This is a genomic window from Geobacillus sp. CX412 (assembly GCF_027942335.1).
GTDB classification, from domain to species: Bacteria; Bacillota; Bacilli; order Bacillales; family Anoxybacillaceae; genus Parageobacillus_B; species Parageobacillus_B toebii.
Map to the genome: position 1 here is coordinate 687,744 of NZ_CP103461.1, position 22,488 is coordinate 710,231.

At 44.7% G+C, this 22,488-nt stretch carries 18 protein-coding genes, 3 pseudogenes and 1 other annotated feature (1 of these 22 cut by a window edge); of the genes and pseudogenes, 19 read left to right on the plus strand and 2 right to left on the minus strand.

Annotation, left to right across the window (positions count from 1 at the left end):
- Positions 1-65 (plus strand) — a binding site (T-box leader) (it extends 172 nt beyond the left edge of the window).
- 142 nt (positions 66-207) lie between these two features.
- The 8 genes and pseudogenes from pheS (at position 208) to NXM86_RS03590 (ending at position 8,152) form a co-directional block, all read left to right on the plus strand.
- Positions 208-1,242 (plus strand): phenylalanine--tRNA ligase subunit alpha, encoded by a 1,035-nt coding sequence (pheS, locus tag NXM86_RS03555; RefSeq protein ID WP_498958623.1) that lies wholly within the window; start codon positions 208-210, stop codon positions 1,240-1,242.
- Between the two features lie 16 nt (positions 1,243-1,258).
- A pseudogene (pheT, locus tag NXM86_RS03560) lies at positions 1,259-3,672 on the plus strand (phenylalanine--tRNA ligase subunit beta).
- Between the two features lie 228 nt (positions 3,673-3,900).
- Positions 3,901-4,284, plus strand: coding sequence for a hypothetical protein (locus NXM86_RS03565; protein WP_498958624.1), 384 nt, complete (start codon positions 3,901-3,903; stop codon positions 4,282-4,284).
- Positions 4,285-4,444: 160 nt separating this feature from the next.
- Positions 4,445-5,227 carry a hypothetical protein gene (locus NXM86_RS03570; RefSeq protein ID WP_498958625.1) on the plus strand — a complete coding sequence of 261 codons (783 nt, stop codon included), beginning with the start codon at positions 4,445-4,447 and terminating at the stop codon, positions 5,225-5,227.
- Positions 5,228-5,232: 5 nt separating this feature from the next.
- Positions 5,233-5,610 (plus strand): GntR family transcriptional regulator, encoded by a 378-nt coding sequence (locus NXM86_RS03575; RefSeq protein WP_062753148.1) that lies wholly within the window; start codon positions 5,233-5,235, stop codon positions 5,608-5,610.
- On the plus strand, positions 5,597-6,301 hold the full coding sequence (locus NXM86_RS03580; RefSeq protein ID WP_498958626.1) for an ABC transporter ATP-binding protein: 705 nt from the start codon (positions 5,597-5,599) through the stop codon (positions 6,299-6,301). Before NXM86_RS03575 ends, NXM86_RS03580 begins: the two co-directional genes overlap by 14 nt.
- Positions 6,298-7,212, plus strand: a complete 915-nt coding sequence (locus NXM86_RS03585; protein ID WP_062753144.1) for an ABC transporter ATP-binding protein — start codon at positions 6,298-6,300, stop codon at positions 7,210-7,212. Before NXM86_RS03580 ends, NXM86_RS03585 begins: the two co-directional genes overlap by 4 nt.
- Positions 7,205-8,152 (plus strand): ABC transporter permease, encoded by a 948-nt coding sequence (locus NXM86_RS03590; protein ID WP_498958627.1) that lies wholly within the window; start codon positions 7,205-7,207, stop codon positions 8,150-8,152. The genes NXM86_RS03585 and NXM86_RS03590 overlap by 8 nt, the downstream gene beginning before the upstream one ends.
- A 40-nt stretch (positions 8,153-8,192) precedes the next feature.
- Here NXM86_RS03590 and NXM86_RS03595 read toward each other — a convergent pair whose 3' ends face one another.
- Entirely contained in the window at positions 8,193-8,759 is a 567-nt protein-coding gene (locus NXM86_RS03595; RefSeq protein WP_062753140.1) for a Uma2 family endonuclease, read from the minus strand.
- Between the two features lie 205 nt (positions 8,760-8,964).
- Between NXM86_RS03595 and NXM86_RS03600 the strand changes: the two are divergent.
- The 3 genes and pseudogenes from NXM86_RS03600 to NXM86_RS03610 all read left to right on the plus strand — a co-directional run.
- Positions 8,965-9,345: pseudogene (locus NXM86_RS03600) on the plus strand (MarR family winged helix-turn-helix transcriptional regulator); the annotation flags it as partial.
- Between the two features lie 7 nt (positions 9,346-9,352).
- Entirely contained in the window at positions 9,353-12,475 is a 3,123-nt protein-coding gene (locus NXM86_RS03605) for an MMPL family transporter (protein ID WP_328268460.1), read from the plus strand.
- 109 nt (positions 12,476-12,584) lie between these two features.
- Entirely contained in the window at positions 12,585-13,250 is a 666-nt protein-coding gene (locus tag NXM86_RS03610) for a type 1 glutamine amidotransferase domain-containing protein (protein WP_015864742.1), read from the plus strand.
- A 101-nt stretch (positions 13,251-13,351) separates the two neighbouring features.
- Here NXM86_RS03610 and rnhC read toward each other — a convergent pair whose 3' ends face one another.
- Positions 13,352-14,257: a ribonuclease HIII gene (rnhC, locus tag NXM86_RS03615; RefSeq protein WP_498958628.1), complete on the minus strand. Its 906-nt coding sequence runs from the start codon at positions 14,255-14,257 to the stop codon at positions 13,352-13,354.
- A gap of 121 nt (positions 14,258-14,378) precedes the next feature.
- Here rnhC and zapA point away from each other — a divergent pair, with 121 nt between their 5' ends.
- The 8 genes and pseudogenes from zapA (at position 14,379) to fadR (ending at position 22,475) form a co-directional block, all read left to right on the plus strand.
- Positions 14,379-14,642 (plus strand): cell division protein ZapA, encoded by a 264-nt coding sequence (gene zapA / locus NXM86_RS03620; RefSeq protein ID WP_015864740.1) that lies wholly within the window; start codon positions 14,379-14,381, stop codon positions 14,640-14,642.
- A gap of 4 nt (positions 14,643-14,646) precedes the next feature.
- A complete protein-coding gene (locus NXM86_RS03625) occupies positions 14,647-15,186 on the plus strand; it encodes a CvpA family protein (protein WP_498958629.1) in 540 nt (179 codons plus the stop codon).
- Positions 15,187-15,282: 96 nt separating this feature from the next.
- Positions 15,283-17,001, plus strand: coding sequence for a DNA polymerase/3'-5' exonuclease PolX (gene polX, locus NXM86_RS03630; protein ID WP_498958630.1), 1,719 nt, complete (start codon positions 15,283-15,285; stop codon positions 16,999-17,001).
- 52 nt (positions 17,002-17,053) lie between these two features.
- Positions 17,054-19,407 (plus strand): annotated as a pseudogene (locus NXM86_RS03635) (endonuclease MutS2).
- Between the two features lie 15 nt (positions 19,408-19,422).
- Complete coding sequence (locus tag NXM86_RS03640) at positions 19,423-19,830, plus strand: DUF350 domain-containing protein (RefSeq protein ID WP_015864736.1); 408 nt, start codon at positions 19,423-19,425, stop codon at positions 19,828-19,830.
- 13 nt (positions 19,831-19,843) lie between these two features.
- On the plus strand, positions 19,844-20,008 hold the full coding sequence (locus NXM86_RS03645) for a hypothetical protein (RefSeq protein ID WP_167317814.1): 165 nt from the start codon (positions 19,844-19,846) through the stop codon (positions 20,006-20,008).
- Positions 20,009-20,106: 98 nt separating this feature from the next.
- Positions 20,107-21,780, plus strand: a complete 1,674-nt coding sequence (locus tag NXM86_RS03650) for a long-chain-fatty-acid--CoA ligase (RefSeq protein WP_081188822.1) — start codon at positions 20,107-20,109, stop codon at positions 21,778-21,780.
- Between the two features lie 110 nt (positions 21,781-21,890).
- Entirely contained in the window at positions 21,891-22,475 is a 585-nt protein-coding gene (fadR, locus tag NXM86_RS03655) for a fatty acid metabolism transcriptional regulator FadR (protein ID WP_062753238.1), read from the plus strand.
- The last annotated feature ends 13 nt before the right edge of the window (positions 22,476-22,488 follow it).

Genomic DNA, 22,488 nt, shown 5'->3' on the forward strand with positions numbered 1-22,488 from the left:
TGAAGCGAACAGTGCCTTTTTGCGCTGTTAACAAGGGTGGTACCGCGAGTGCACTCGTCCCTTATGGTAAGGGGCGAGTTTTTTTATAGAACATACTAGTGTGGATTTCACGTAAAGATATTCGAAAAGTGTTGCTTCATGAGCATCAATCATGGGCAGTAGAAGAAGCATTCGTTTATTTGATTGAAGAAAAGGAGGAGTTTTCTTATGAAAGAACGGTTGCAGCAGCTTCAACAGGAAGCGCTCGAAAAAATTGAACAAGCCAGTGACTTGAAAGCACTCAATGAGGTGCGCGTCGCTTATCTTGGCAAGAAAGGCCCGATTACCGAAGTGCTCCGCGGCATGGGGTCATTATCGCCAGAAGAGCGTCCGGTAATAGGCGCGCTTGCCAACGAAGTGCGCCAGGCGATTCAAAGCGCGTTAGAAGCAAAGCAAGCAAAGCTCGAACAAGAGGAAGTCGAGAAAAAATTAGCAGCGGAAGCGATTGATGTCACGCTTCCAGGCCGTCCGGTTAAAAGAGGAAATCATCATCCGCTCACGCGCGTCATTGAAGAAATCGAAGACTTATTCATCGGCATGGGCTATACGATTGCCGAAGGACCAGAAGTCGAGAAAGACTACTACAATTTTGAAGCGTTGAACTTGCCAAAAGGCCACCCGGCGCGCGATATGCAAGATTCGTTCTATATTACCGAAGAAATTTTGCTTCGTACTCATACGTCACCGGTGCAGGCGCGCACGATGGAAAAACATCAAGGGCGCGGTCCGGTGAAAATCATCTGCCCGGGAAAAGTGTACCGCCGCGACAATGATGACGCGACTCACTCGCATCAATTTACGCAAATCGAAGGGCTTGTTGTCGATGAAAACATTCGCATGAGCGACCTGAAAGGAACGCTGCGCGAGTTTGCACGCAAAATGTTTGGCGAAGGCCGCGAAATCCGCTTCCGTCCAAGCTTTTTCCCATTCACCGAGCCGTCAGTCGAAGTCGATGTATCCTGTTTCCATTGCGGCGGACATGGCTGCAGCGTATGTAAAAGGACAGGATGGATTGAAATTTTAGGCGCCGGCATGGTCCATCCAAACGTATTAGAAATGGCCGGATTTGATTCGAAAAAATATACTGGTTTCGCGTTTGGCATGGGACCAGAGCGCATCGCGATGCTCAAATACGGCATTGATGACATCCGCCATTTCTATCAAAATGACATTCGTTTCTTACAACAATTCCATCGTGTGTAAAAGGGAGGTTTGACCGATGTTTGTTTCTTATAAATGGCTGCAAGAATATGTAGACCTTACGGGAATAACAGCAAAAGAACTAGCCGACCTCATCACCAAAAGCGGCATTGAAGTCGAAAGTGTGGAAGTATTGAATAAAGGGGCAAAAGGCGTTGTCGTTGGACATGTGCTTGAGCGCGAACAACATCCAAATGCCGATAAATTGAGCAAATGTCTCGTCGATATCGGAGAAGGCGAGCCGGTGCAAATTATTTGCGGCGCCCCGAATGTTGCCAAAGGGCAAAAAGTAGCGGTTGCGAAAGTCGGTGCGGTTTTGCCAGGCAATTTGAAAATTAAACGGGCAAAACTGCGCGGAGAAGAATCAAACGGCATGATTTGTTCCTTGCAAGAGCTCGGTGTTGAATCAAAATTAGTTCCGAAAGAGTACGCTGATGGCATTTTCGTCTTTCCAAGCGACGCACCGGTTGGCGCCGATGCATTGGAATTATTAAATTTAGACGATGAAGTGTTAGAACTTGGACTTACGCCAAACCGCGCCGATTGCTTAAGCATGATTGGCGTCGCATATGAAGTGGCGGCGATTTTAGGGAGAGACGTGAAACTTCCAACCATTGAGCTTCAAGAAAATAACGAAAATGTCCATGATTATATTTCTGTGCGCGTCGATGCGCCCCAAGACAATCCATTATATGCAGGACGCATTGTGAAAAACGTGAAAATCGGCCCGTCGCCGCTTTGGATGCAAACGCGCCTGATGGCGGCAGGAATCCGTCCGCATAACAACGTTGTCGATATTACGAACTACATTTTGCTGGAGTACGGCCAGCCGCTTCATGCGTTTGACTATGACCGTCTCGGTTCGAAGGAGATTGTTGTCCGCCGCGCGAAAGCAGGCGAAACAATTGTCACATTGGATGATACGAAGCGTACGTTAACGGAAGACCACCTTGTGATTACAAACGGTACGGACCCAGTGGCGCTGGCTGGCGTCATGGGCGGTGCGAATTCCGAAGTACGAGATGACACTACAACGGTGTTTATCGAATCGGCTTATTTCACGAGCCCTGTCATTCGCAAAGCATCGAAAGATCACGGCTTGCGCAGTGAAGCAAGCACGCGCTTTGAAAAAGGCATTGACCCGGCACGGACAAAAGAAGCACTCGAACGCGCCGCCGCGTTAATGGCAGAGTACGCTGGCGGTGAAGTGGTTGGCGGCATTGTTGAAGTCAATACGTTAAAAGAGAAAGAAGTGACGGTCACCATTACGTTGGACCGCATTAACCGCGTGCTCGGCACGATGATTACGAAAGACGAAGTCGCAACGATTTTAACGAACTTGCAATTTGCGTTTACCGAAGATAACGGAACATTTACGATTACCGTTCCATCACGCCGTCGGGATATTTCGATTGAAGAAGATATTATTGAAGAAGTAGCGAGATTGTACGGCTATGACCGTCTGCCGGCAACCTTGCCAGTCGCGGAAGCAAAACCGGGCAAATTGACCCCTTATCAAGCAAAACGCCGGCAAGTGCGCCGTTACTTAGAAGACGTTGGCCTGTTCCAAGCGATTACGTACTCTCTGACAAGCGAGGAAAAAGCGATGATGTTCGCGTTAGAAACGGCGGAACCGATCCGCTTGGCGCTGCCGATGAGCGAAGAACGAAGCGTCCTTCGTCAAAGCTTGCTGCCTCATCTGTTGGAAGTAGCGAGCTATAACCGCGCGCGCCAAGTCGAAAACGTCGCCGTCTATGAAACAGGAGCGGTATATCTCGCCAATGGCGAAAAGAACTGCCAAGCGAAAAAGAACGTCTCGCCGGAGTCTTAACAGGCGTATGGCACGCCCACTTATGGCAAGGTGAGAAAAAAGCGGTTGATTTCTATGTAGTCAAGGGCATTTTAGACGGATTGTTCGAATTGCTAGGCTTAACGAACCGCATTGAATATAAACAAGCAAAACGCGAGCATATGCATCCGGGACGCACCGCTCATATTTTGCTAGATGGCAAGACGATTGGGTTTGTCGGTCAGCTCCATCCGGTCGTGCAAAAAGAATATGATTTAAAAGAAACATATGTCTTTGAACTTGCCTTGACCGACTTGTTAAACGCGGAAGTCGAGGATATCCGCTACTCGCCGATTCCGCGCTTCCCGTCGATCACCCGCGACATCGCCCTTGTCGTCGATGAAAACGTCGTCGCCGGCGAGCTGCAAAAAGCGATTATCGAAGCGGGCGGCGAGCTATTAAAAGAAGTATCCATTTTCGACGTCTACCAGGGTGACCGCCTCCCAGACGGCAAAAAATCGATCGCCTTCTCGCTCCGTTATTATGATCCGGAACGCACATTAACAGACGAAGAAGTAACCGCCGTTCATGAAAAAGTGATCCAAGCAGTGGAACAGCAATTCGGCGCGACATTGCGCGGATAAATAGAATCCCTCGTCTTATGCGGAAACATAAGGCGGGGGATTTTTTGCAAAGAGGGGAGCTTCATGTAGCAGCGAAGAAAATATACCTTATTGTTTTGTTATGATCGCTTATGGGAATAGCATGGAGGAAGAGGAAAGAAAATGTCCTATTTTATTGGCGAATCCAGGCCTAGACCATATTTATGGCAATTCCTTAGCGCCGCGGGCCTTCTTTACGGATATATTTTTTTGGCAAGTTTTCTTTTTGGCAATGTAGAGGAAAGCGGTGATCTCCTTTTCTATATTCCGTTTCGTACTTTTTCTTTCATCGGGTGGCCGTTCCTGTTTAGCTGGAGCATCACGCTATTTTTCGTTCAAGAGGCTATGGCGCGTGCGTTTCCGCGGCTTCGTGGGAACAAGCCGTTTATTGTTTTGACGTTAGTTACGGTTGTTTGTTTCGATATTTTTTATTTTCACGCGTCGCTTTTCAGTTTTCCCAATTTCATCATGTTAGTGGGGATTATTGTGTTTTGGCTCGGAACACGTCTTCGTTCCCGCCTCGCTGCGTGGACGATAGTGGGGCTATCCGTCGTGGGATGGCTGTCGTTGATGGTGCTTCCACATATCTGGTAGTGTTTTTTGTTTTATACTCGAACAGACGGGTATGGTATTACGAACTCGCTGGAAGAGGAGAAAATGTGTCTTGTTGCCGTAAAAAATTGGTTGACGTTTTATTTTGAATTAGTGTACTATTTAACTAGAGCACTAATTCACTGTTATTGGAGGGATAAGAATGAATCCGTGGATTGGCTTATTAAAAAAAGAATGGCGCATCTCGAAACTGTGGATATGGACTACGGTTGGAATCGTGATCGCCGTTAATATAGTGGCATATTTATTCGCTCTAAAATACGATGAGCCGATAGCGATGTTCGTTCCATCATTGATTGTCACATGCTTGCATGCTTTTTATATGTTGATATTTATGGCTCTCAGCTTGCAAACAGAAACGAAGCGGCTTCATTTATGGCTTCACACCCCGCAGCCGGTATTTCGATTGGTAAGCGCCAAACTGCTGATCGCGTTTGGCAGCCTGCTTGTTTCCCTGTTTGTTTCAGTGCTATTTACCTACATTGCATCGCTTGGAATAAAAGAGAGGTATTTCCATGAGGAAATGTGGAATCATGAGCTTTTTATCCAAAGCGGTGTGCTGGCGGTTCTGTCTATTGTGCTGCTATCTGTCCATATGGCGGTCTTGTGTTTGTTTTATTGGGTGATTTACCGCATCTGTAAACAAATGATTCCAAAACTCTCGGGGCTGATCGTTGCGCTTATTTATTTTCTGTTAGGCTGGCTATTTTCGCAGTTTATGAAAACAAACATATTCGAATGGTTAACGGGATGGGGAAAAATAGCAGTGCCGGGGATTACGTTCAAGTACAATACGACTGAGGGCTGGATAATGATCCAAAAGATTGAAACTATATCAATAGGAGCAGGCGTTTTTTACGGTATTATGGCTATTCTCGTATTTTGCTCTTCTATTTGGTTAATTGACAGAAAAGTTGAGGTGTAAGCATCGTGGTAGAAGAGTTTGATACAACGAAACCTATTTATATACAAATAATGGAAAAAATAAATAAAAAAATTGTACGAAACGAATGGAAAGCGGGAGATAAGTTGCCGTCTGTCCGCGAGATGGCAGTGGAAACAGGAGTGAATCCGAATACGATACAGCGCACATATAGTGAACTGGAGAGGATGGGGATTGTGGAAACACGGCGCGGTCAAGGAACATTTGTGACGGAAAATGTGGAAGTCATCGAACGGTTGCGTGAACAGATGAAGCGAGATGTTGTGACTGACTTTATCCGAAACATGACAGAGCTTGGATTTACGCTGGACGATATGATTACCTCATTGAAAAACTACAGGGGGGAGAGCAATGATTCAGTTTGAGCGCGTGACAAAGAAGTTTGGCAGCGTGACAGCGCTGGAGGATGTTTTTCTAAGCCTGGAAAAAGGAAAAATCATCGGCGTCCTTGGCGCAAACGGCAGCGGTAAATCGACTTTTTTGAAATTGATTGCCGGGCTCGTTTTTCCTACGAAAGGAAAAGTGCTAGTGGATGGGATGGAAGTAACGAGAAAAATCAGCGGCAAAGTCGCGTATTTATCAGAATTGGACGTCTATTATGACAGCTTTACGGTTCAGAATATGCTGGAGTTTTACTCTTCGCAATTTAACGATTTCCGTACAGAAAAAGCGTATGACATTTTAGAGTTCATGGAAATCCAGCCTGATAAAAAGCTAAGACAATTATCGAAAGGTGGACGCAGCCGCGCGAAAATCGCTTTTACGTTAGCGAGGGAAGCGCCGATTTTACTGATGGATGAACCGCTGTCCGGCCTTGATCCGATGGTGCGCGAATCCATTGTCAAAGGACTTATTTCATTTGTCGATCTAGAATGGCAGACAATTGTGATGACGACTCATGAAATCGATGAAGTCGAACCATTGCTAGATGAGGCGATTTTCCTCCGCAATGGAAAAGTGGCGGAGCGCGCCCGCGTTGATGAATTAAGAGAAACAAGCCGTGACAGTGTAGTAAACCGGCTGAAAAAAATTTATAAAGGAGAGGAACGACCATGAATCCGCTTTTACAGTTGAAAAATGCCAGGAAAGATATTGGCAAGAAAACGATTATCCATGATTTGTCGCTTGAGGTATTTCCAGGGGAAGTGTTTGGGTTTCTTGGACCGAACGGCGCCGGAAAAACAACAACGATTCGCATGATCGTAGGACTGATGGGAATTACCAGCGGCGAAGTGCTGATTAATGGAATCAGTATTCAAAAAGACTTTGAAAAAGCGATTCAGCATGTCGGCGCTATTGTCGAAAATCCGGAGATGTATAAATTTTTAACCGGATACCAAAATCTGCTACATTATGCGCGCATGACAAAAGGGGTCACCAAAGAGCGCATCAATGAAGTTGTCAAGCTAGTCGGCTTGGAAAAACGAATTCATGACAAAGTGAAAACATATTCGCTCGGCATGAGGCAGCGACTAGGACTGGCGCAGGCATTGCTTCACCGGCCATCTTTGCTTATTTTGGATGAACCGACAAACGGGCTCGATCCCGCCGGCATCCGCGAAATCCGCGACTACTTGCGCAAGCTGGCGAAAGAAGAAGGGCTGGGGATCATCGTTTCAAGCCATCTTCTGTCGGAAATGGAAATGATGTGCGACCGCTTTGCGATTATTCAACATGGAAGATTAGTAGGAATTGAATCGGTTCAAGAACTGTCCAAACAAGCTCAAAAAGTGCTGCTAACAGTAGAGCCGGTGGAACAGGCACTAACTGTGATCAAAAACATCTATCCTCATATGAACATCACACCGGCAAAGCAAGGAATTGAAGTTTCCATCGATTATAAGGAAATACCAAGCTTGAATGCCGCCTTAGTGTCAGAAAATATCAAAGTATATGGCATTCAAGTTCTTACGAAATCGTTGGAAGAAAGATTTTTAGAAATGACGGGAGGGAATGAAATTGTCTAGCATTCTTTCATTAATTCAAAACGAAAATATGAAAATTTACCGCCGTATTGGCACATGGTTCATGATCGGGCTTCTTGCCTTGTCGGCATTAGCGGGAGCGCTGATTACAAAAGCAACATATAAAGAACCGGCAAACTGGAAGGCAGAAGTTGTTTCGGAGATAAAGGGAATTGAAGCCCAGCTTTCTGAAGAAAAGGTGCCAAAAATGTATAAAAATCATCTCGAACAGCAGTTGAAAATCAATGAGTATCGTCTAGTGCATAATATAAAACCTGTGGCGTCCAATACGTTCTGGGGATATTTGGTGAATTCTGCAGACATTATTGCGCTGATCACACTGTTTACGATTATTGTGGCGGCAGGAAGCGTAGCCAGTGAATTTTCGTGGGGAACAATCAAGCTGCTTCTCATTCGTCCTGCCAGCCGCACGAAAATTTTGCTTTCGAAATACATTGCCGCCTTGTTGTTTGCGCTCTGTATGCTGCTATTATTATTTGTTTTCTCAGCGGTCATCGCCGCGATTGTTTTTGGAATCGATAACATCCGCGAACCATATTTAGCGTACCAAAATGGAACGGTTGTGGAGAAAAACATGCTTCTTTATGTGATGCAAGTATACGCACTCAATTGCGTTGATCTTGTTATGATGACGACCTTTGCGTTTATGATATCCGCGGTGTTTCGCAATCACTCGCTTGCGATTGGACTGGCGACTTTTGCACTCTTTGTAGGGCCGCAGATTACGGCGCTTCTTGCCATGAAATTTGACTGGGCAAAATATTTATTATTTGCCAATACAAACTTAGCGCAATATATTGATGGAACGCCGCTTGTCGAAGGAATGACGATGACATTTTCCATGATGATGCTGCTTGTTTATTTTGTTATATTTAACGCACTTACATGGTTTATTTTTCGAAAACGGGATATTGCGGCGTAATGCTTCTTATCGTGGATTACGAAACGAAAAAGGATGTCACTTATTCCGTTGGGAAAAATATAGAACTAACTTCAACTGTCAAGTCAGGAAAAACGAATGACGTTAACTGTTGCTCTTTGCCAAATACCTCTCTTTTTTTGAAAAAACCGTCTTCGAACCCAAATACTTCGATCGTTTGGTAAACCGGATCAACAATCCAGTATTCTTGGACGCCAAATTTTTCATATAGCTTGAATTTTTCGTTTCTGTCTTTTAATGCCGTTGATGGGGAAAGCACTTCGATAACTAGCGTTGGGGCGCCTAAACAGCCATTGTTCGTTAATTGATGTTTATGGCAAATAACAGAGATGTCGGGCTGAACGACATGGGGTGCCCGCTCGTAATCGTCATCGTTTGAAAATCGAACATCAAACGGAGCAATCGCTACATAGCAATTTTTATTTTGAAAATACGAACGCAATATAAATGACAGCTCTACTATGGCGAATTGATGCTCCCACGTCGGAGATGGGCTCATATTATACGCTACGCCGTCAATGAGTTCCCAACGCCCTTCCCACTGAAGGTAATCTTGATACGAATACGGTTCGGACGGTTCTCTTTTCATTTTCGATTCCTCCCGTACTTTCCTTCATTATATCATTGTTCATTGGAAAAAAGAAAATCTTCTCCGTTGACTTTTTTTCTAGGAGATTGTTACATTGTTAAATAGTTAAATAATTGAACTATTTTTTACAAAGAGGAGTGATAGCTTGCGGTGCGGAAACATTCACGATTTAGTAGAACGATATTTGTCCGTTTCCTTTATCGTGATGAGAAAAGCGGCGGCGCTTGTGAAATGCGAGCTCGATGAGGATATGACAAACGACCAATATTACCTGCTTCGCTACATAAAAAAGAAAGCGAAATGCACATCGACAGAACTTGCGTCCATGTTTGGCGTAAACAAAAGCGCGATTACGGCGATGACAAACCGTCTTGCCGAAAAAGGCTTGCTTCAGCGCGCGCGCGATAAAAATGATCGGCGGGTTATCTATTTAACGTTGACTAAAAAAGGAGATGAGTGGATTGCGAATGCGGAAGAAAAAATTCATAAATTAGTCGAATCGTTCATAACCAAATTTTCGGAGAGAGAAATTGAATCGTTTATTCAAACGTATGAAAAACTTGCCCGTATTTTGCAAGAGATGGAGGGACATCGTGAGAGGAATCGTCAAAGGAAAGTGGTTCGTGCTGTTGGCGTGGATTGCCGCTCTTGTCGTGCTGATGGCGACGGCGCCGAACATGGCCGATCTTGTCCGCGAGAAAGGGCAGCTTAACGTGCCAAAAGGCTACTCGTCTTCGCTTGCGATCGATATTTTAAACGAAGTGCAAAAGAAGGAGAACAAAGGAAGCGAACTGTCAACAGCACTTGTGTTTTACCGCAAAGGAGGGCTGACGGCCAGCGATTGGAAGGAAGCGGAGCACGCCGTTAAACAGTTGGAAGCGCAAAAAGAGAAACTCGGAATTACCGAGATTATCTCCCCGTTTAAAGAAAAGGAATTGAAAGATCAACTTGTTTCTAAAGATGGCACGACGATTTTAACGTCCGTGAAGCTGGAGCGGAACGGAAGAAGCGCGAAAGAAATAAGCAAGGCGCTTTACAAAGCGATTGATGACATTTCTGTCGAACATTATTACACGGGTGGCTGGATGATTGACGAAGACGTTGTCGTCAGCTCGCAGAAAGGGTTGAAAAAGACGGAAGGCATTACGGTTGTGTTTATTTTAGTGGTGTTGCTTGTCGTGTTCCGTTCGTTTGTCGCGCCACTCATTCCGCTTATCACCGTTGGGATGACGTATTTAGTGTCACAGTCGATTGTCGCTTTTCTCGTGGATCAAGTGAATTTTCCGCTCTCTACGTTTACGCAAATCTTTTTAGTTGCCGTGCTGTTTGGAATCGGAACGGACTATTGTATTTTGCTGTTAAGCCGGTTTAAGGAAGAACTTTCGCAGCACGAAAACCGCACGGATGCGATTGTCGCCACGTACCGCACAGCTGGAAAAACGGTATTGTTCAGCGGAATTGCGGTGATGATCGGGTTTGCCGCAATTGGATTATCAACGTTTAAGTTATATCAATCGGCTGCCGCGGTGGCGGTTGGGGTAGCGGTGCTCCTCGTTGCGCTGATGACGTTGGTGCCGTTTTTTATGGCGGTGCTTGGTCCAAATTTGTTTTGGCCGGCGAAAGGAAATTTAGAGCATAAACAAAGCCGCTTATGGGATGCCGCGGGACGGTTTGCGTTTGCTAGACCGCTCATTGCGTTAGGCATCGTTGCGGTCATTACCGTTCCGGTGTTGGCGACGTATGATGGGGATTTGTCATTTGATTCCCTTGAGGAAATTGGTGATGACTATGCGTCCGTCAAAGCGTTCAACATTATCGCTAAAAATTTTAATCCTGGCGAAGCGATGCCAACACAAATCGTCATGAAAAACGATGAAGCGATGAACTCGCAAGAATATTTTGCCCTTATTGAAAAAATCAGCCGTGAAGTCGAAAAAATCGATGGTATCGACAAAGTGCGTTCTGTTACACGCCCGACTGGGGAGCCAATTGAACAATTGTTTGTCACCGAGCAAGCGAAAAGCTTAAAAGATGGTCTTGGACAAGGAAAAGAAGGGATTGAGAAAATCAGCTCTGGACTAAGTCAAGCGAGCAAACAGCTTTCCGCATCCGCGCCAAAATTAAAACAAGCGACAAACGGTATGGAAGAGCTTGCATCAGGAACAGAGCGGCTCAAAATGGGCGTTAGCGACCTTCAAAAAGGACTTGCGCAAATTGAACAAGGCATTCGCAGCGGTTCGATGGGAGCTGGCGAAATCAAAAAAGGATTGGCAACAATCAAGGATAATGCGAAAAAGTTAAAGCGAGGCGCTGAGCAGTTGCTGCAAGGATATGAAAAGGCGGGTGCCGGGCTCTCTTCGCTTATCAGCCAGTATGAACAACTGCAAGACGGCATGAACACCTTATCGGAGCAATTATCCTCGGTGAGCGTATCGTTGAATCATATAGAGCAAACACATCCAGAGCTGCAGCAGGATCCGGAATATCAGCGAACAAAAATGATTGCGGCGGGATTAGCACAACGATCCCATCAAATGACTGCAGGTTTTACGCAATTAAATACCGCACTCAAACAGGCAAGCGCTGGAGTCCGTCAAGCGAACGGCTCGTTTGCGCAGCTTATCAGCGGCCAAAAAGCGTTGGTTGATGGGATGACCAAACTGATCGCCGGGCTTGACGAACTGCAAAAAGGGATGGATAAAGCAGCAAATGGACAGCGTCAAGTAATCGGGCGTCTTCCGCAGCTGTCGAATGGATTAAGCGAAGTGAACGCTGGGCAAGAACAGCTGCTGCGAGGATTTTCCCAATTAGACGGGCAAATGAGTCAATTAATTACAGGGCTTGATCAAAGTGCCGACGGTCTTCGGAAAGTATCGAAAGGCCTAGGTTCCGCAGAAAGCTATTTATCCGAGCTTGCGTCTTCGCCAAACAAAGAAATGACAGGCTGGTATTTGCCGAAACAAGTGCTTGAAAGCAAAGAATTTGCCAAAGCGCAAGATGCGTATATGTCCAAAGACAAAAAAGTCGTGACGTTTGATGTGATTTTCGATGAAAACCCGTATTCCACATCGGCGTTGAACAAAATCGATGATATTAAACAAGCAGTTGAGCGTGCGGTGAAAGATACGAAACTCGAAAATGCAAAAGTTGCCGTTGGCGGAGTGACGAGCATTTATTCCGATTTGCACACGATTTCGTCGAATGACTACTCCCGCACCGTTGTGTTGATGCTTGCCGGCATTGCGCTTATTTTAATCGTTTTGCTTCGTTCGTTGATTATGCCGATGTATTTAATTTTATCGCTTATTTTGACGTACTACACATCGATGGCAGTAACCGAGCTTATTTTTGTCAATGGACTTGGCTACGCCGGTTTGAACTGGGCGGTATCGTTTTTCGCGTTTGTCATCTTAATCGCGCTTGGCATCGACTACAGCATTTTCTTGATGGACCGCTTCAACGAATATCGTGACAAACCGGTGCAGGAAGCGATGCTGTTGGCGATGCGCAATATGGGAACGGTTATTATTTCGGCCGCTGTTATTTTAGGCGGGACGTTTGCGGCAATGTATCCGTCCGGCGTCTTGTCGCTCTTGCAAATCGCGACGATTGTGCTGACTGGATTAATTTTATACGCGCTTGTTGTACTGCCGCTGTTCGTGCCGGTGATGGTCAAAACATTCGGCAAGGCAAACTGGTGGCCGTTTATGAAGTAAAGGAGGGGCTCTGGCAAGGAGCCCGCTTTTTTTTGAGCATATTTATTGGTGCTTTTGTGAAAGGTAATCTATGATAAAATTACGAATTCGATACAAGGAGGAATAACCAATGAGCAAGCGTGTGCTGATGGTGGTTACCAACCATACAACGATAACCGACGATCATAAAACGGGGCTTTGGCTTGAGGAGTTCGCCGTTCCATATCTTGTCTTTAAAGAAAAAGGATATGACGTGAAAGTGGCAAGCATCCAAGGCGGGGAAGTGCCGCTTGATCCGCGCAGCATTGAAGAAAAAGATCCAGCTTGGGCAGAAGCTGAAAAAGAGTTGAAAAATACGGCCCGCTTAAGCGAAGACGATGCAACTGGATTTGATGCGATTTTCCTTCCTGGCGGTCATGGGACGATGTTCGATTTTCCAGATAATGAAACATTGCAATACGTCCTGCAGCAATTTGCCGAAGATGGAAGAATCATTGGCGCTGTGTGTCACGGTCCGTCCGGGCTTGTCAATGTAACATATAAAGACGGAACACCGCTTGTCAAAGGAAAAACGGTAACCGCATTTACAGATGAAGAAGAAAGAGAAGTGCAATTAGACCAATATATGCCGTTTTTGCTTGAATCAACGTTGCGCTTAAGAGGCGCCAATTTTGTCCACGGTGAAAAATGGACGGACTTCTCCGTACGTGATGGCAATTTAATTACAGGGCAAAACCCGCAATCAAGCAGAAGCACGGCGGAAAAGGTTGTTGAGGCGCTGGAGGAGAGAAGCTAACCGGCAGCGGGAGCTAAACTTACTCGTCTATGTATGAACAAAGAGAGGCTGACTCAAAAGGTCGTTAATAACGATCTTTTCGAGCCATCCTCTTTTTATGTTTATTTTTTAGCAATCCGCGCTGCTTTTTCGGTATTAGCAAAATGAAGCTTCGCGCACATTTCGAGAATGGCAGGCCCATGCGTTTGGATAAGATTGGCGGCGGCCTGATCGACTTGCGCTCCCGCTCCTTTTGGCAATGTCATGCCCACTTCTTTGCTTAATCGCTCCATTTCCTGCAAAAATACGTAGCGGGCGATTATCGAAGCAGCGGCCACTGCAACATGAACCGTTTCTGCCTTCGGGTAGCAATACACATGATCGCGGACGACATTTGTTTCGTTTTCGAGGTAGCGAAAATATAAGTCCCGTTCAATAAATTGGTCAATAATAATCGCTTCCGGTTCTATAGGGGAAAGCTGTTTGACAAGCTTTCCAATCGCTTCATTATGCAGCAACGCTTTTATTTTCGTTTGCGGCATTCCGCTTCGTTGCCAATCATTATACATTGGATTGGACAGTATAACCGTTTGGTTCGGGATCATGTTCATAAGCGACGGGGCGAGCCGTCGGATGGCTTCATCCGTTAATAGTTTCGAATCTTTTATTCCCATTGCTGTGATCGCATCCATTTGGTCTTTGGCAACATATGCGGCGGCAACGACAACTGGTCCGAAATAATCTCCGGTTCCGACTTCATCGGAGCCGATTGCCGATGCGGCAGCCAAGGGGGGCTGGGAGACTGGCGCTTCCTTTTGATCCGATTCTTTCATCCATTTTGCCGCTTCTTGTTCTGCCTCTTTTCCTTGAAACAGCACTTTTCCCGTGCGGTAAGCGGTAATCGTGCAGCCGGACCGTTTGGCAACGAACAAAGCACCTGCAGGAAGGTGTCCGGTTATATCGGAAGCGTAATGATTCCGCATTTCTTCAAGCATCGTCGCTGTTGCTGTGATGACGTGATTTGCCATGGCCATTCACTCCTAATCACTATCGTTTTTTCTTTTGCATATCATAGTAGTCGTATCTTTTCATTATATCAGCATTCATGTTATGATAAACAATAGGATTTTGAGGAATGGGGGAAATCATTTGGCGGAGCAACAAAAAACGCGGGTGACAGTCGATATATACGGACAGCAATATACGATCGTTGGCACAGAAAGCTCAAGCCATATTCGTTTAGTGGCATCCATTGTCGACGATAAAATGCGGGAGATTAGCGAGAAAAATCCGACATTGGATATTAGTAAACTAGCGGTACTGACAGCCATTAACATCGTTCATGATTATATAAAATTAAAAGAAGAATATGATCGGCTTTTACAAAAACTACATAAAGAAAAGGATGAGTAACGGAATGGTCGATCTTCTTTTGCTCTTTATCCTTTTAATGGGGTTTATGATTGGTCTAAAACGGGGATTTATTTTGCAATTTATTCATATGGCCGGCTTTATCATCGCTTTTGTCGTCGCTTATCTTTATTATGAAAAATTAGTGCCTCCGCTGCGTCTGTGGATTCCGTATCCGACGTTCGGCGATCCGGAGACGGCCAAACTGCTGTTTGAAAGCACGCATTTGGATGAAGCATACTATCGAGCGATCGCATTTGCGATTTTATTCTTCGCAACGAAAATTGTGCTGCAAATCATCGGTTCGATGCTTGATTTTGTGGCGCAATTGCCGATTCTTCGCAGCATTAACCGCTGGGCTGGCGGAGCGTTGGGATTTATCGAAGTGTACTTAATCGTATTTTTACTTTTATACGTTGGTGCGCTTATCCCAATTGAAAGCATACAAACGAAGCTTCAACATTCTTTTATGGCAATGGTGATTGTGAAGCACACTCCGTTTTTGTCTGATATGTTGAAGCAAATGTGGATTCATTATATGGCATAGTAACTTCTCTATATTCATAGGGAAGTTTTTTTGTACTTTTTCATAAAAAACTTGTATTATGTTTCGTAGTGGGTTGTACGGATAGGTGGGGATAAAATGAAAGGAAATAAAAAAGATGTCATTCGTCTGCTGGAGACGATTGCGTTATATATGGAAATCAAAGGAGAAAATCCGTTTAAAATTGCGGCGTTTCGCAAAGCGGCAAGCGCATTGGAAACTGATGAACGAAGCATTGCGGAAATAGACGATTTCACCGCGATTCCCGGCATCGGAAAGGGGACGGCAAGCGTCATTCATGAATTTTTGGAAACAGGAACGTCCAGCGTTCTCGAACAATTGAAACAGGAAATTCCAGAGAGCTTGCTTACCCTGCTTCGGCTTCCCGGACTTGGCGGCAAGAAAATCGCAAAGCTATATCAAGAACTGGGCATTGTGGATATTGCTTCATTGAAAGAAGCTTGCCTCGAGCAGAAAGTACAGCAGCTTCCAGGCTTCGGAAAGAAAACGGAAGAAAAGCTTTTAGCCGCCATTGAAGAAATCGGCTCTCGCCCGGAACGGCTTCCGTTAGCCTTTGTGCTGCCGATTGCCGAGGAAATAGAAAATCAGCTTAAAAATATGGAAGGAATCGTTCGTTTTTCTCGTGCCGGCAGTTTGCGGCGAATGAAGGAAACAGTGAAAGATTTAGATTTCATTATCGCAACGAACGATCCGCAGCTTGTGCGGGAACAGTTATTGAAGCTAGCGAATGTCTCAGATGTGATTGCAAACGGTGATACGAAAGTGTCCCTAGAGCTTCGCTATGAGTATGAAATTGCTGTTGATTTTCGTTTAGTGACACCGGAGCAGTTCGCCACGACGCTCCATCATTTTACGGGATCGAAAGAACATAATGTCCGCATGCGGCAGCTGGCAAAAGAGCGTGGTGAAAAAATTAGTGAGTATGGAGTAGAAAATGTGAAAACGGGAGAAGTGAAAACATTTTCTAATGAACAAGCGTTTTTTGCCCATTTCCAGTTGCCGTTTATTCCGCCGGAACTAAGGGAAGATGGAACCGAAGTCGACCGCTATCGCGACGACTATTCGCTTCTTTGCCTTTCCCACATTCAAGGAGATTTGCATATGCACTCTACTTGGAGCGACGGAGCGTGCTCGATCGAGGAAATGGCGGAAGCATGCCGGAAAAAAGGCTACCGTTATATGGCGATTACCGATCATTCACAGTATTTGAAAGTCGCAAACGGTTTAACAGTGGAGCGGCTTCGCAGACAGCGGGAAGAAATTGAACGGTTAAACGCGAAATATGATGATTTTACAATTTTGGCTGGCATAGAAATGGATATTTTGCCAGATGGGACGCTTGATTACGATGATGACGTTCTCGAAGAACTTGACTTTGTCATCGCCGCGATTCATTCAAGTTTTTCCCAGCCGCGTGACGTGATTATGAAGCGTCTTGCTGCTGCGCTTCGCAATCGTCATGTTGATTTGATCGCTCATCCGACAGGGCGGTTAATCGGAAAGCGAGACGGATATGACGTAGATATAGACATGCTTATCGAATTGGCGCGGGAAACGAATACGGCGCTTGAGTTAAATGCGAATCCGAACCGTCTCGATTTATCATATTCCTATTTGAAAAAAGCGCAAGATGCTGGAGTAAAAATCGCGATTAATACAGATGCCCACCATTTGGACATGCTTGACCATATGGAAATAGGGGTCATAACCGCACGAAAAGGATGGATTCGCAAGGAAACGGTGATCAATACATGGTCTCTTGAAGAGTTGCGCAGCTTTTTGCAGCGCAATCGGTAAACGTATTCGGAATCGAATTGGTTGACAATTTTCAGATGGAGGTTTTTCATCCGTGCATACAAGAGTGCTTCACGTATTAGAATTTGATAAAGTAAAAGAGCAGTTATTAGAACATGTATCTTCGTCATTAGGAAAAGAAAAGGTAGAAAAACTATTTCCTTCTTCGCATTTTGCCGAGGTCACAAACTGGCAAGAAGAAACAGACGAGGCGGTAGCCGCGCTTCGTCTGCGCGGGCACGTTCCGCTCGGCGGCATTTTTGACATCCGCGCAAGCCTCAAGCGTGCGAAAATCGGCGGAACGCTTAGTCCGCATGAGCTTTTAGATATTGCGAGCACCATTTCTGCAAGCCGGCAATTGAAGCAGTTTATTGAATCGCTGCATGAAGAGAAAGAAGAGTTTCCTCATTTGGCAGGCTATGCGGAAAAACTTGCTGCGCTTCCGGAAGTGCAACAGGCCATTGAACGCTGTATTGATGATCATGGTGAAGTGATGGATCATGCGAGCGAACGGTTGCGTTCTATCCGCCAGCAGCTTCGAACAACTGAGGCGCGGGTGCGCGAAAAATTGGAGAATATCATTCGTTCGCAGTCGGCGCAAAAAATGTTATCTGATGCGATTATTACGATTCGCAACGACCGCTACGTCATTCCAGTAAAACAGGAGTATCGCGGTGTTTACGGCGGCATCGTCCATGATCAATCGGCTTCGGGAGCAACATTGTTTATTGAACCGCAAGCAGTGGTAGAATTAAATAACCAGCTCCAAGAAGCGCGTGTCAAAGAGAAACGAGAAATTGAGCGGATTTTAACGGAGTTGACAAGCATTGTAGCCGAACACGCGGAAGCATTGCTCGAAAATGTCGACATATTGGCACAGCTCGATTTTATTTTCGCCAAAGCAAAATATGCCAATAAATTGAAAGCGACAAAGCCTGTGATGAATGATCGCGGCTATATCCGGTTATTACAGGCGCGCCATCCGCTCATTGACCAAGACGTTGTTGTTCCGAATGACATTGAGCTTGGCAAAGACTATACAACGATCGTTATTACCGGTCCAAACACCGGCGGGAAAACAGTCACATTAAAAACGATCGGATTATTGACATTGATGGCGCAAGCAGGCTTATTTATTCCTGCGCTCGATGGTTCTGAATTAGCAGTATTCCGTTCCGTCTATGCGGATATCGGGGATGAGCAATCGATTGAACAAAGTTTAAGCACATTTTCTTCTCATATGGTCAATATCGTTGATATTTTACGCAACGTTGATCATGAAAGTCTCGTTTTATTCGATGAATTAGGTGCGGGAACCGATCCGCAAGAAGGCGCGGCGTTGGCGATCGCCATTTTAGATGAAGTGCACGGGGCGGAGCACGTACGGTGGCGACCACCCATTATCCGGAGTTAAAAGCATACGGATACAATCGTGACGGCGTGATCAATGCAAGTGTCGAATTTGACACCGAAACGCTTCGTCCGACGTATAAGTTATTGATTGGCATCCCAGGGCGAAGCAATGCCTTTGAAATATCGAAGCGGCTTGGACTCGATGAGCGCATTATCGAACGGGCAAAATCGCATATTAGCGCAGAAAGCAACAAAGTGGAAAATATGATCGCTTCGCTAGAACAAAGCAAGAAGCGGGCGGAAGAGGAAGAGAAAAAAGCAAAAGAAGCGCGCATGGAAGCGGAAAAACTCCGCAGCGATTGGGAGCAAAAATGGGAAGAACTTCATGAAAAACGCGATGAAATAATAGAAGAAGCGAAACGGAAAGCAGCCGACATCGTCCGCGCTTCCCAGCAAGAGGCCGAGCGAATTATTCGCGAACTTCGCCGAATGCAAAAAGAAAAACAAGCGGAAATTAAAGAGCATGAACTGATTGAGGCGAAAAAACGCCTAGAAGAAGCGATTCCAACATTAGAGAAGAAGAAAAAAGAAAGAAAAAAACAGACGCAGCACGCCTTTCAGCCTGGCGATGAAGTAAAAGTGACAAGTTTAAATCAAAAAGGATATCTTGTGGAAAAGGTTTCTGATGATGAGTGGCAAGTACAGCTCGGCATTTTAAAGATGAAAATCAACGAACGGGATTTAGAATATATCGGCAGTGCGCCGAAAACGGAGACAAAACCGCTCGCTACCGTAAAAGGAAAAGACTATCATGTCGGATTGGAGCTTGACTTGCGCGGGGAACGGTACGAAGATGCGATAGTCCGTTTAGAAAAATATATTGATGATGCGCTTTTAGCGGGATATCCTCGCGTTTCGATCATTCACGGAAAAGGGACAGGAGCGCTTCGCAAAGGGGTGCAAGAATTTTTGAAAAAGCACCGCTCTGTGAAAAACTTCCATTTTGGTGAAGCAAATGAAGGAGGAACAGGGGTAACGATTGTCGAATTGAAATGACGAGGAGAGAACGTGATGAGTTCGTTTTGGGAAAACGAAATCGTAAAGATTGCCGCCAATTTTAGCGTGGCTGTTTTATGCATGGTCGTGTTTTTAACTATATTTGAGCTAGTGACAAAATATAAAAATTGGGAAGAGATTCAAAAAGGAAATGTCGCGGTGGCGATGGCAACAGGTGGGAAAATTTTTGGTATTGCCAATATTTTTCGCTATGCTCTTCGCCATCATGAATCACTGCTGGCGATGATCGGCTGGGGAGTGTATGGCTTTATTTTGCTACTCGTTGCGTATTTTATTTATGAGTTTCTTACTCCAAAGTTTAATATCGACGAAGAGATTGCGAAAGACAATCGGGCGGTTGGGCTGATTTCCATGGTTATTTCCATCGGCTTATCGTTTGTTATTGGAGAAGGAATTCGGTAAAGGGAGTTAAAAGATGGAGACATTAGTAAGAATGTTGCTTGTTTTATGTGGAATTTTTTTGATCATTGGCATCGTCTATTTAGCGTGGAAAAACAAAACGATGGAAACATTGGCAAAATTATTGTTTATACTATGTGTGTTTTTTGTTCTTATCGGCGTCATCTATTTGTTTTTTTAACGCCCTATGAGATAGGGCGTTTTTTTTGATGTAAAATTCGAAAAAGTGTAATAAAATAAAAATAAACCATCTGAAATTTTTTGATATGGGGGAGTACGATGGAAAAACCATGGCTTACTCATTATCCGCCAGAAATTCCGCATCACCTTGACTATCCTAATAAAACATTGCCTGATTACTTGCGGGAAACGGCGGCGGAATTTGGCGAGCATGATGCGATTTATTTCTTCGGGAAAACGCTTACATTTCGTGAAGTTTATGAACAGGCGCTCACATTGGCAAATTATTTGAAACAAATCGGACTGCAAAAAGGGGATCGTGTGTCGATTATGCTGCCAAACTGTCCACAAGCGGTTATCAGCTATTATGGTGTGCTGTTCGCGGGCGGCATTGTCGTGCAGACCAATCCGCTTTATACAGAGCACGAATTGGAATATCAGCTAAACGACAGCGGAGCAACGGTGCTCATCACATTAGATATGCTTTATCCAAAAGCAGCGAAAGTAAAAGTAAATACAAAAGTGAAACATCTTATTATTACGAGCATTAAAGACTATTTGCCAACGATAAAAAAATGGCTATATCCATTCATGCAGCGGAAGCAGCAGCCAGTGATTGTCAAAGTGGAAGAACGGAGCGACCAGCATCTATTTTCCAAAATAATAGCCCGTCCGAACGCAATGGAGCCAAATGTGGAGATCGACCCTGTTGAAGATGTCGCGTTATTGCAGTATACCGGAGGAACAACCGGCGTTCCAAAAGCGGCCATGCTTACGCACCGAAATTTAATCGCCAATACGTTGATGTGCGCTCATTGGATGTATCGATGCGGAAAAGGAACGGAGTCGATTTTGGGAGTTTTGCCGTTTTTCCATGTATATGGCATGACAACGATCATGAATTTAGCGATTATGCAAGCGTATAAAATGATTCTTTTGCCGAAATTTGATGCGGAAACAACATTAAAAACGATTGAAAAACTAAGACCAACGTTGTTTCCTGGAGCGCCAACGATGTATATTGCGCTTTTAAATCACCCGAATTTATCGCGCTATGATTTGTCATCGATCAAAGTATGCATTAGCGGATCAGCACCATTGCCAGTGGAAGTTCAGGAAAAATTTGAAAAATTGACTGGCGGAAAACTGATTGAAGGATATGGGTTGACGGAAGCATCGCCTGTTACTCACAGCAATTTTGTATGGGACGGGGAACGGGTAAAAGGAAGCATCGGAGTGCCATGGCCAGATACGGAAGCGAAAATTATATCATTGGAAACAGGGGAAGAAGCAAAAGCCAATGAAATTGGTGAACTTATTATTCGCGGACCGCAAGTGATGAAAGGATACTGGAATCAGCCGCATGAAACAGAGAATGTTTTACGTGACGGATGGTTATATACGGGAGATGTTGGTTATATGGATGAGCGCGGTTATTTCTATATCGTCGACCGGAAAAAAGATATGATTATTGCAAGCGGCTACAACATTTATCCACGTGAAGTGGAAGAAGTATTATATGAACATCCAAAAGTGCAGGAAGCAGTAGTTATTGGCGTTCCAGATGAATATCGTGGAGAAACGGTAAAGGCGTTTGTCGTTCTTAAACAAGGAGAACAATGCACACAAGAGGAATTGGACCAATTTATGCGAAGCCGATTGGCGGCATATAAAGTGCCGCGAATGTACGAATTTCGCAAAGAACTTCCAAAAACAGCGGTTGGGAAAATTTTGCGAAGAGCATTGCTGGAGGAAGAAATGAAGAAAGGATGAAGATTGTTGAAGCTTTTGCAAAAGATCATCTTGACAAAATAAATAAGGAGTCCTTAAAATGAAAACATGAATGAACGATCATTCATGTTTTTTGTAAAGGAGAATGAATGTTGAGGAGAGATAAGCCAAAATTTAAACAAATTATCGATGCAGCGGTGGTAGTGATTGCTGAAAATGGATACCACCAGGCGCAAGTATCAAAAATCGCGAAACGAGCCGGGGTCGCAGACGGCACGATTTATCTTTATTTTAAAAATAAAGAAGACATTCTTATATCGGTGTTTGAGGAAAAAATGGGCTCCTTTATTGAGAAAATTGAACAAGAGATAGCAGGAATTTCGAGTCCTTTAGAGAAATTGTACGTATTAGTAAAGAAACATTTTGAATCACTGGCCGCAGATCATCATTTAGCCGTCGTTACTCAACTGGAATTGCGTCAATCGAACAAAGAATTGCGACATCGCATTAACGATGTGTTAAAAAGATATTTGCGCATTATTGACGAAATTGTAAAAGAAGGAATCGAAAAAGGCGAGTTTCGCCGTGATTTAGATATTCGGCTTGCAAGGCAAATGATTTTTGGAGCGATTGACGAAACGGTGACGACATGGGTAATGAACGAGCAAAAGTATGATCTAGTCGCATTAGCAAATCCAGTGTATGAATTGTTAACAAAGGGTTGTGCATCTTCGTAAGACAGCATATTTG

Coding starts and splice junctions, on each gene's coding strand:
- pheS (WP_498958623.1), top strand. CDS start 208: ATGAAAGAACGGTTGCAGCAGCTTCAACAGGAAGCGCTCGAAAAAATT.
- NXM86_RS03570 (WP_498958625.1), top strand. CDS start 4,445: ATGAATCCGTGGATTGGCTTATTAAAAAAAGAATGGCGCATCTCGAAA.
- NXM86_RS03580 (WP_498958626.1), top strand. CDS start 5,597: ATGATTCAGTTTGAGCGCGTGACAAAGAAGTTTGGCAGCGTGACAGCG.
- NXM86_RS03585 (WP_062753144.1), top strand. CDS start 6,298: ATGAATCCGCTTTTACAGTTGAAAAATGCCAGGAAAGATATTGGCAAG.
- NXM86_RS03595 (WP_062753140.1), bottom strand. CDS start 8,759: ATGAAAAGAGAACCGTCCGAACCGTATTCGTATCAAGATTACCTTCAG.
- NXM86_RS03610 (WP_015864742.1), top strand. CDS start 12,585: ATGAGCAAGCGTGTGCTGATGGTGGTTACCAACCATACAACGATAACC.
- rnhC (WP_498958628.1), bottom strand. CDS start 14,257: ATGGCAAATCACGTCATCACAGCAACAGCGACGATGCTTGAAGAAATG.
- NXM86_RS03625 (WP_498958629.1), top strand. CDS start 14,647: ATGGTCGATCTTCTTTTGCTCTTTATCCTTTTAATGGGGTTTATGATT.
- polX (WP_498958630.1), top strand. CDS start 15,283: ATGAAAGGAAATAAAAAAGATGTCATTCGTCTGCTGGAGACGATTGCG.
- NXM86_RS03640 (WP_015864736.1), top strand. CDS start 19,423: ATGAGTTCGTTTTGGGAAAACGAAATCGTAAAGATTGCCGCCAATTTT.
- NXM86_RS03645 (WP_167317814.1), top strand. CDS start 19,844: ATGGAGACATTAGTAAGAATGTTGCTTGTTTTATGTGGAATTTTTTTG.
- NXM86_RS03650 (WP_081188822.1), top strand. CDS start 20,107: ATGGAAAAACCATGGCTTACTCATTATCCGCCAGAAATTCCGCATCAC.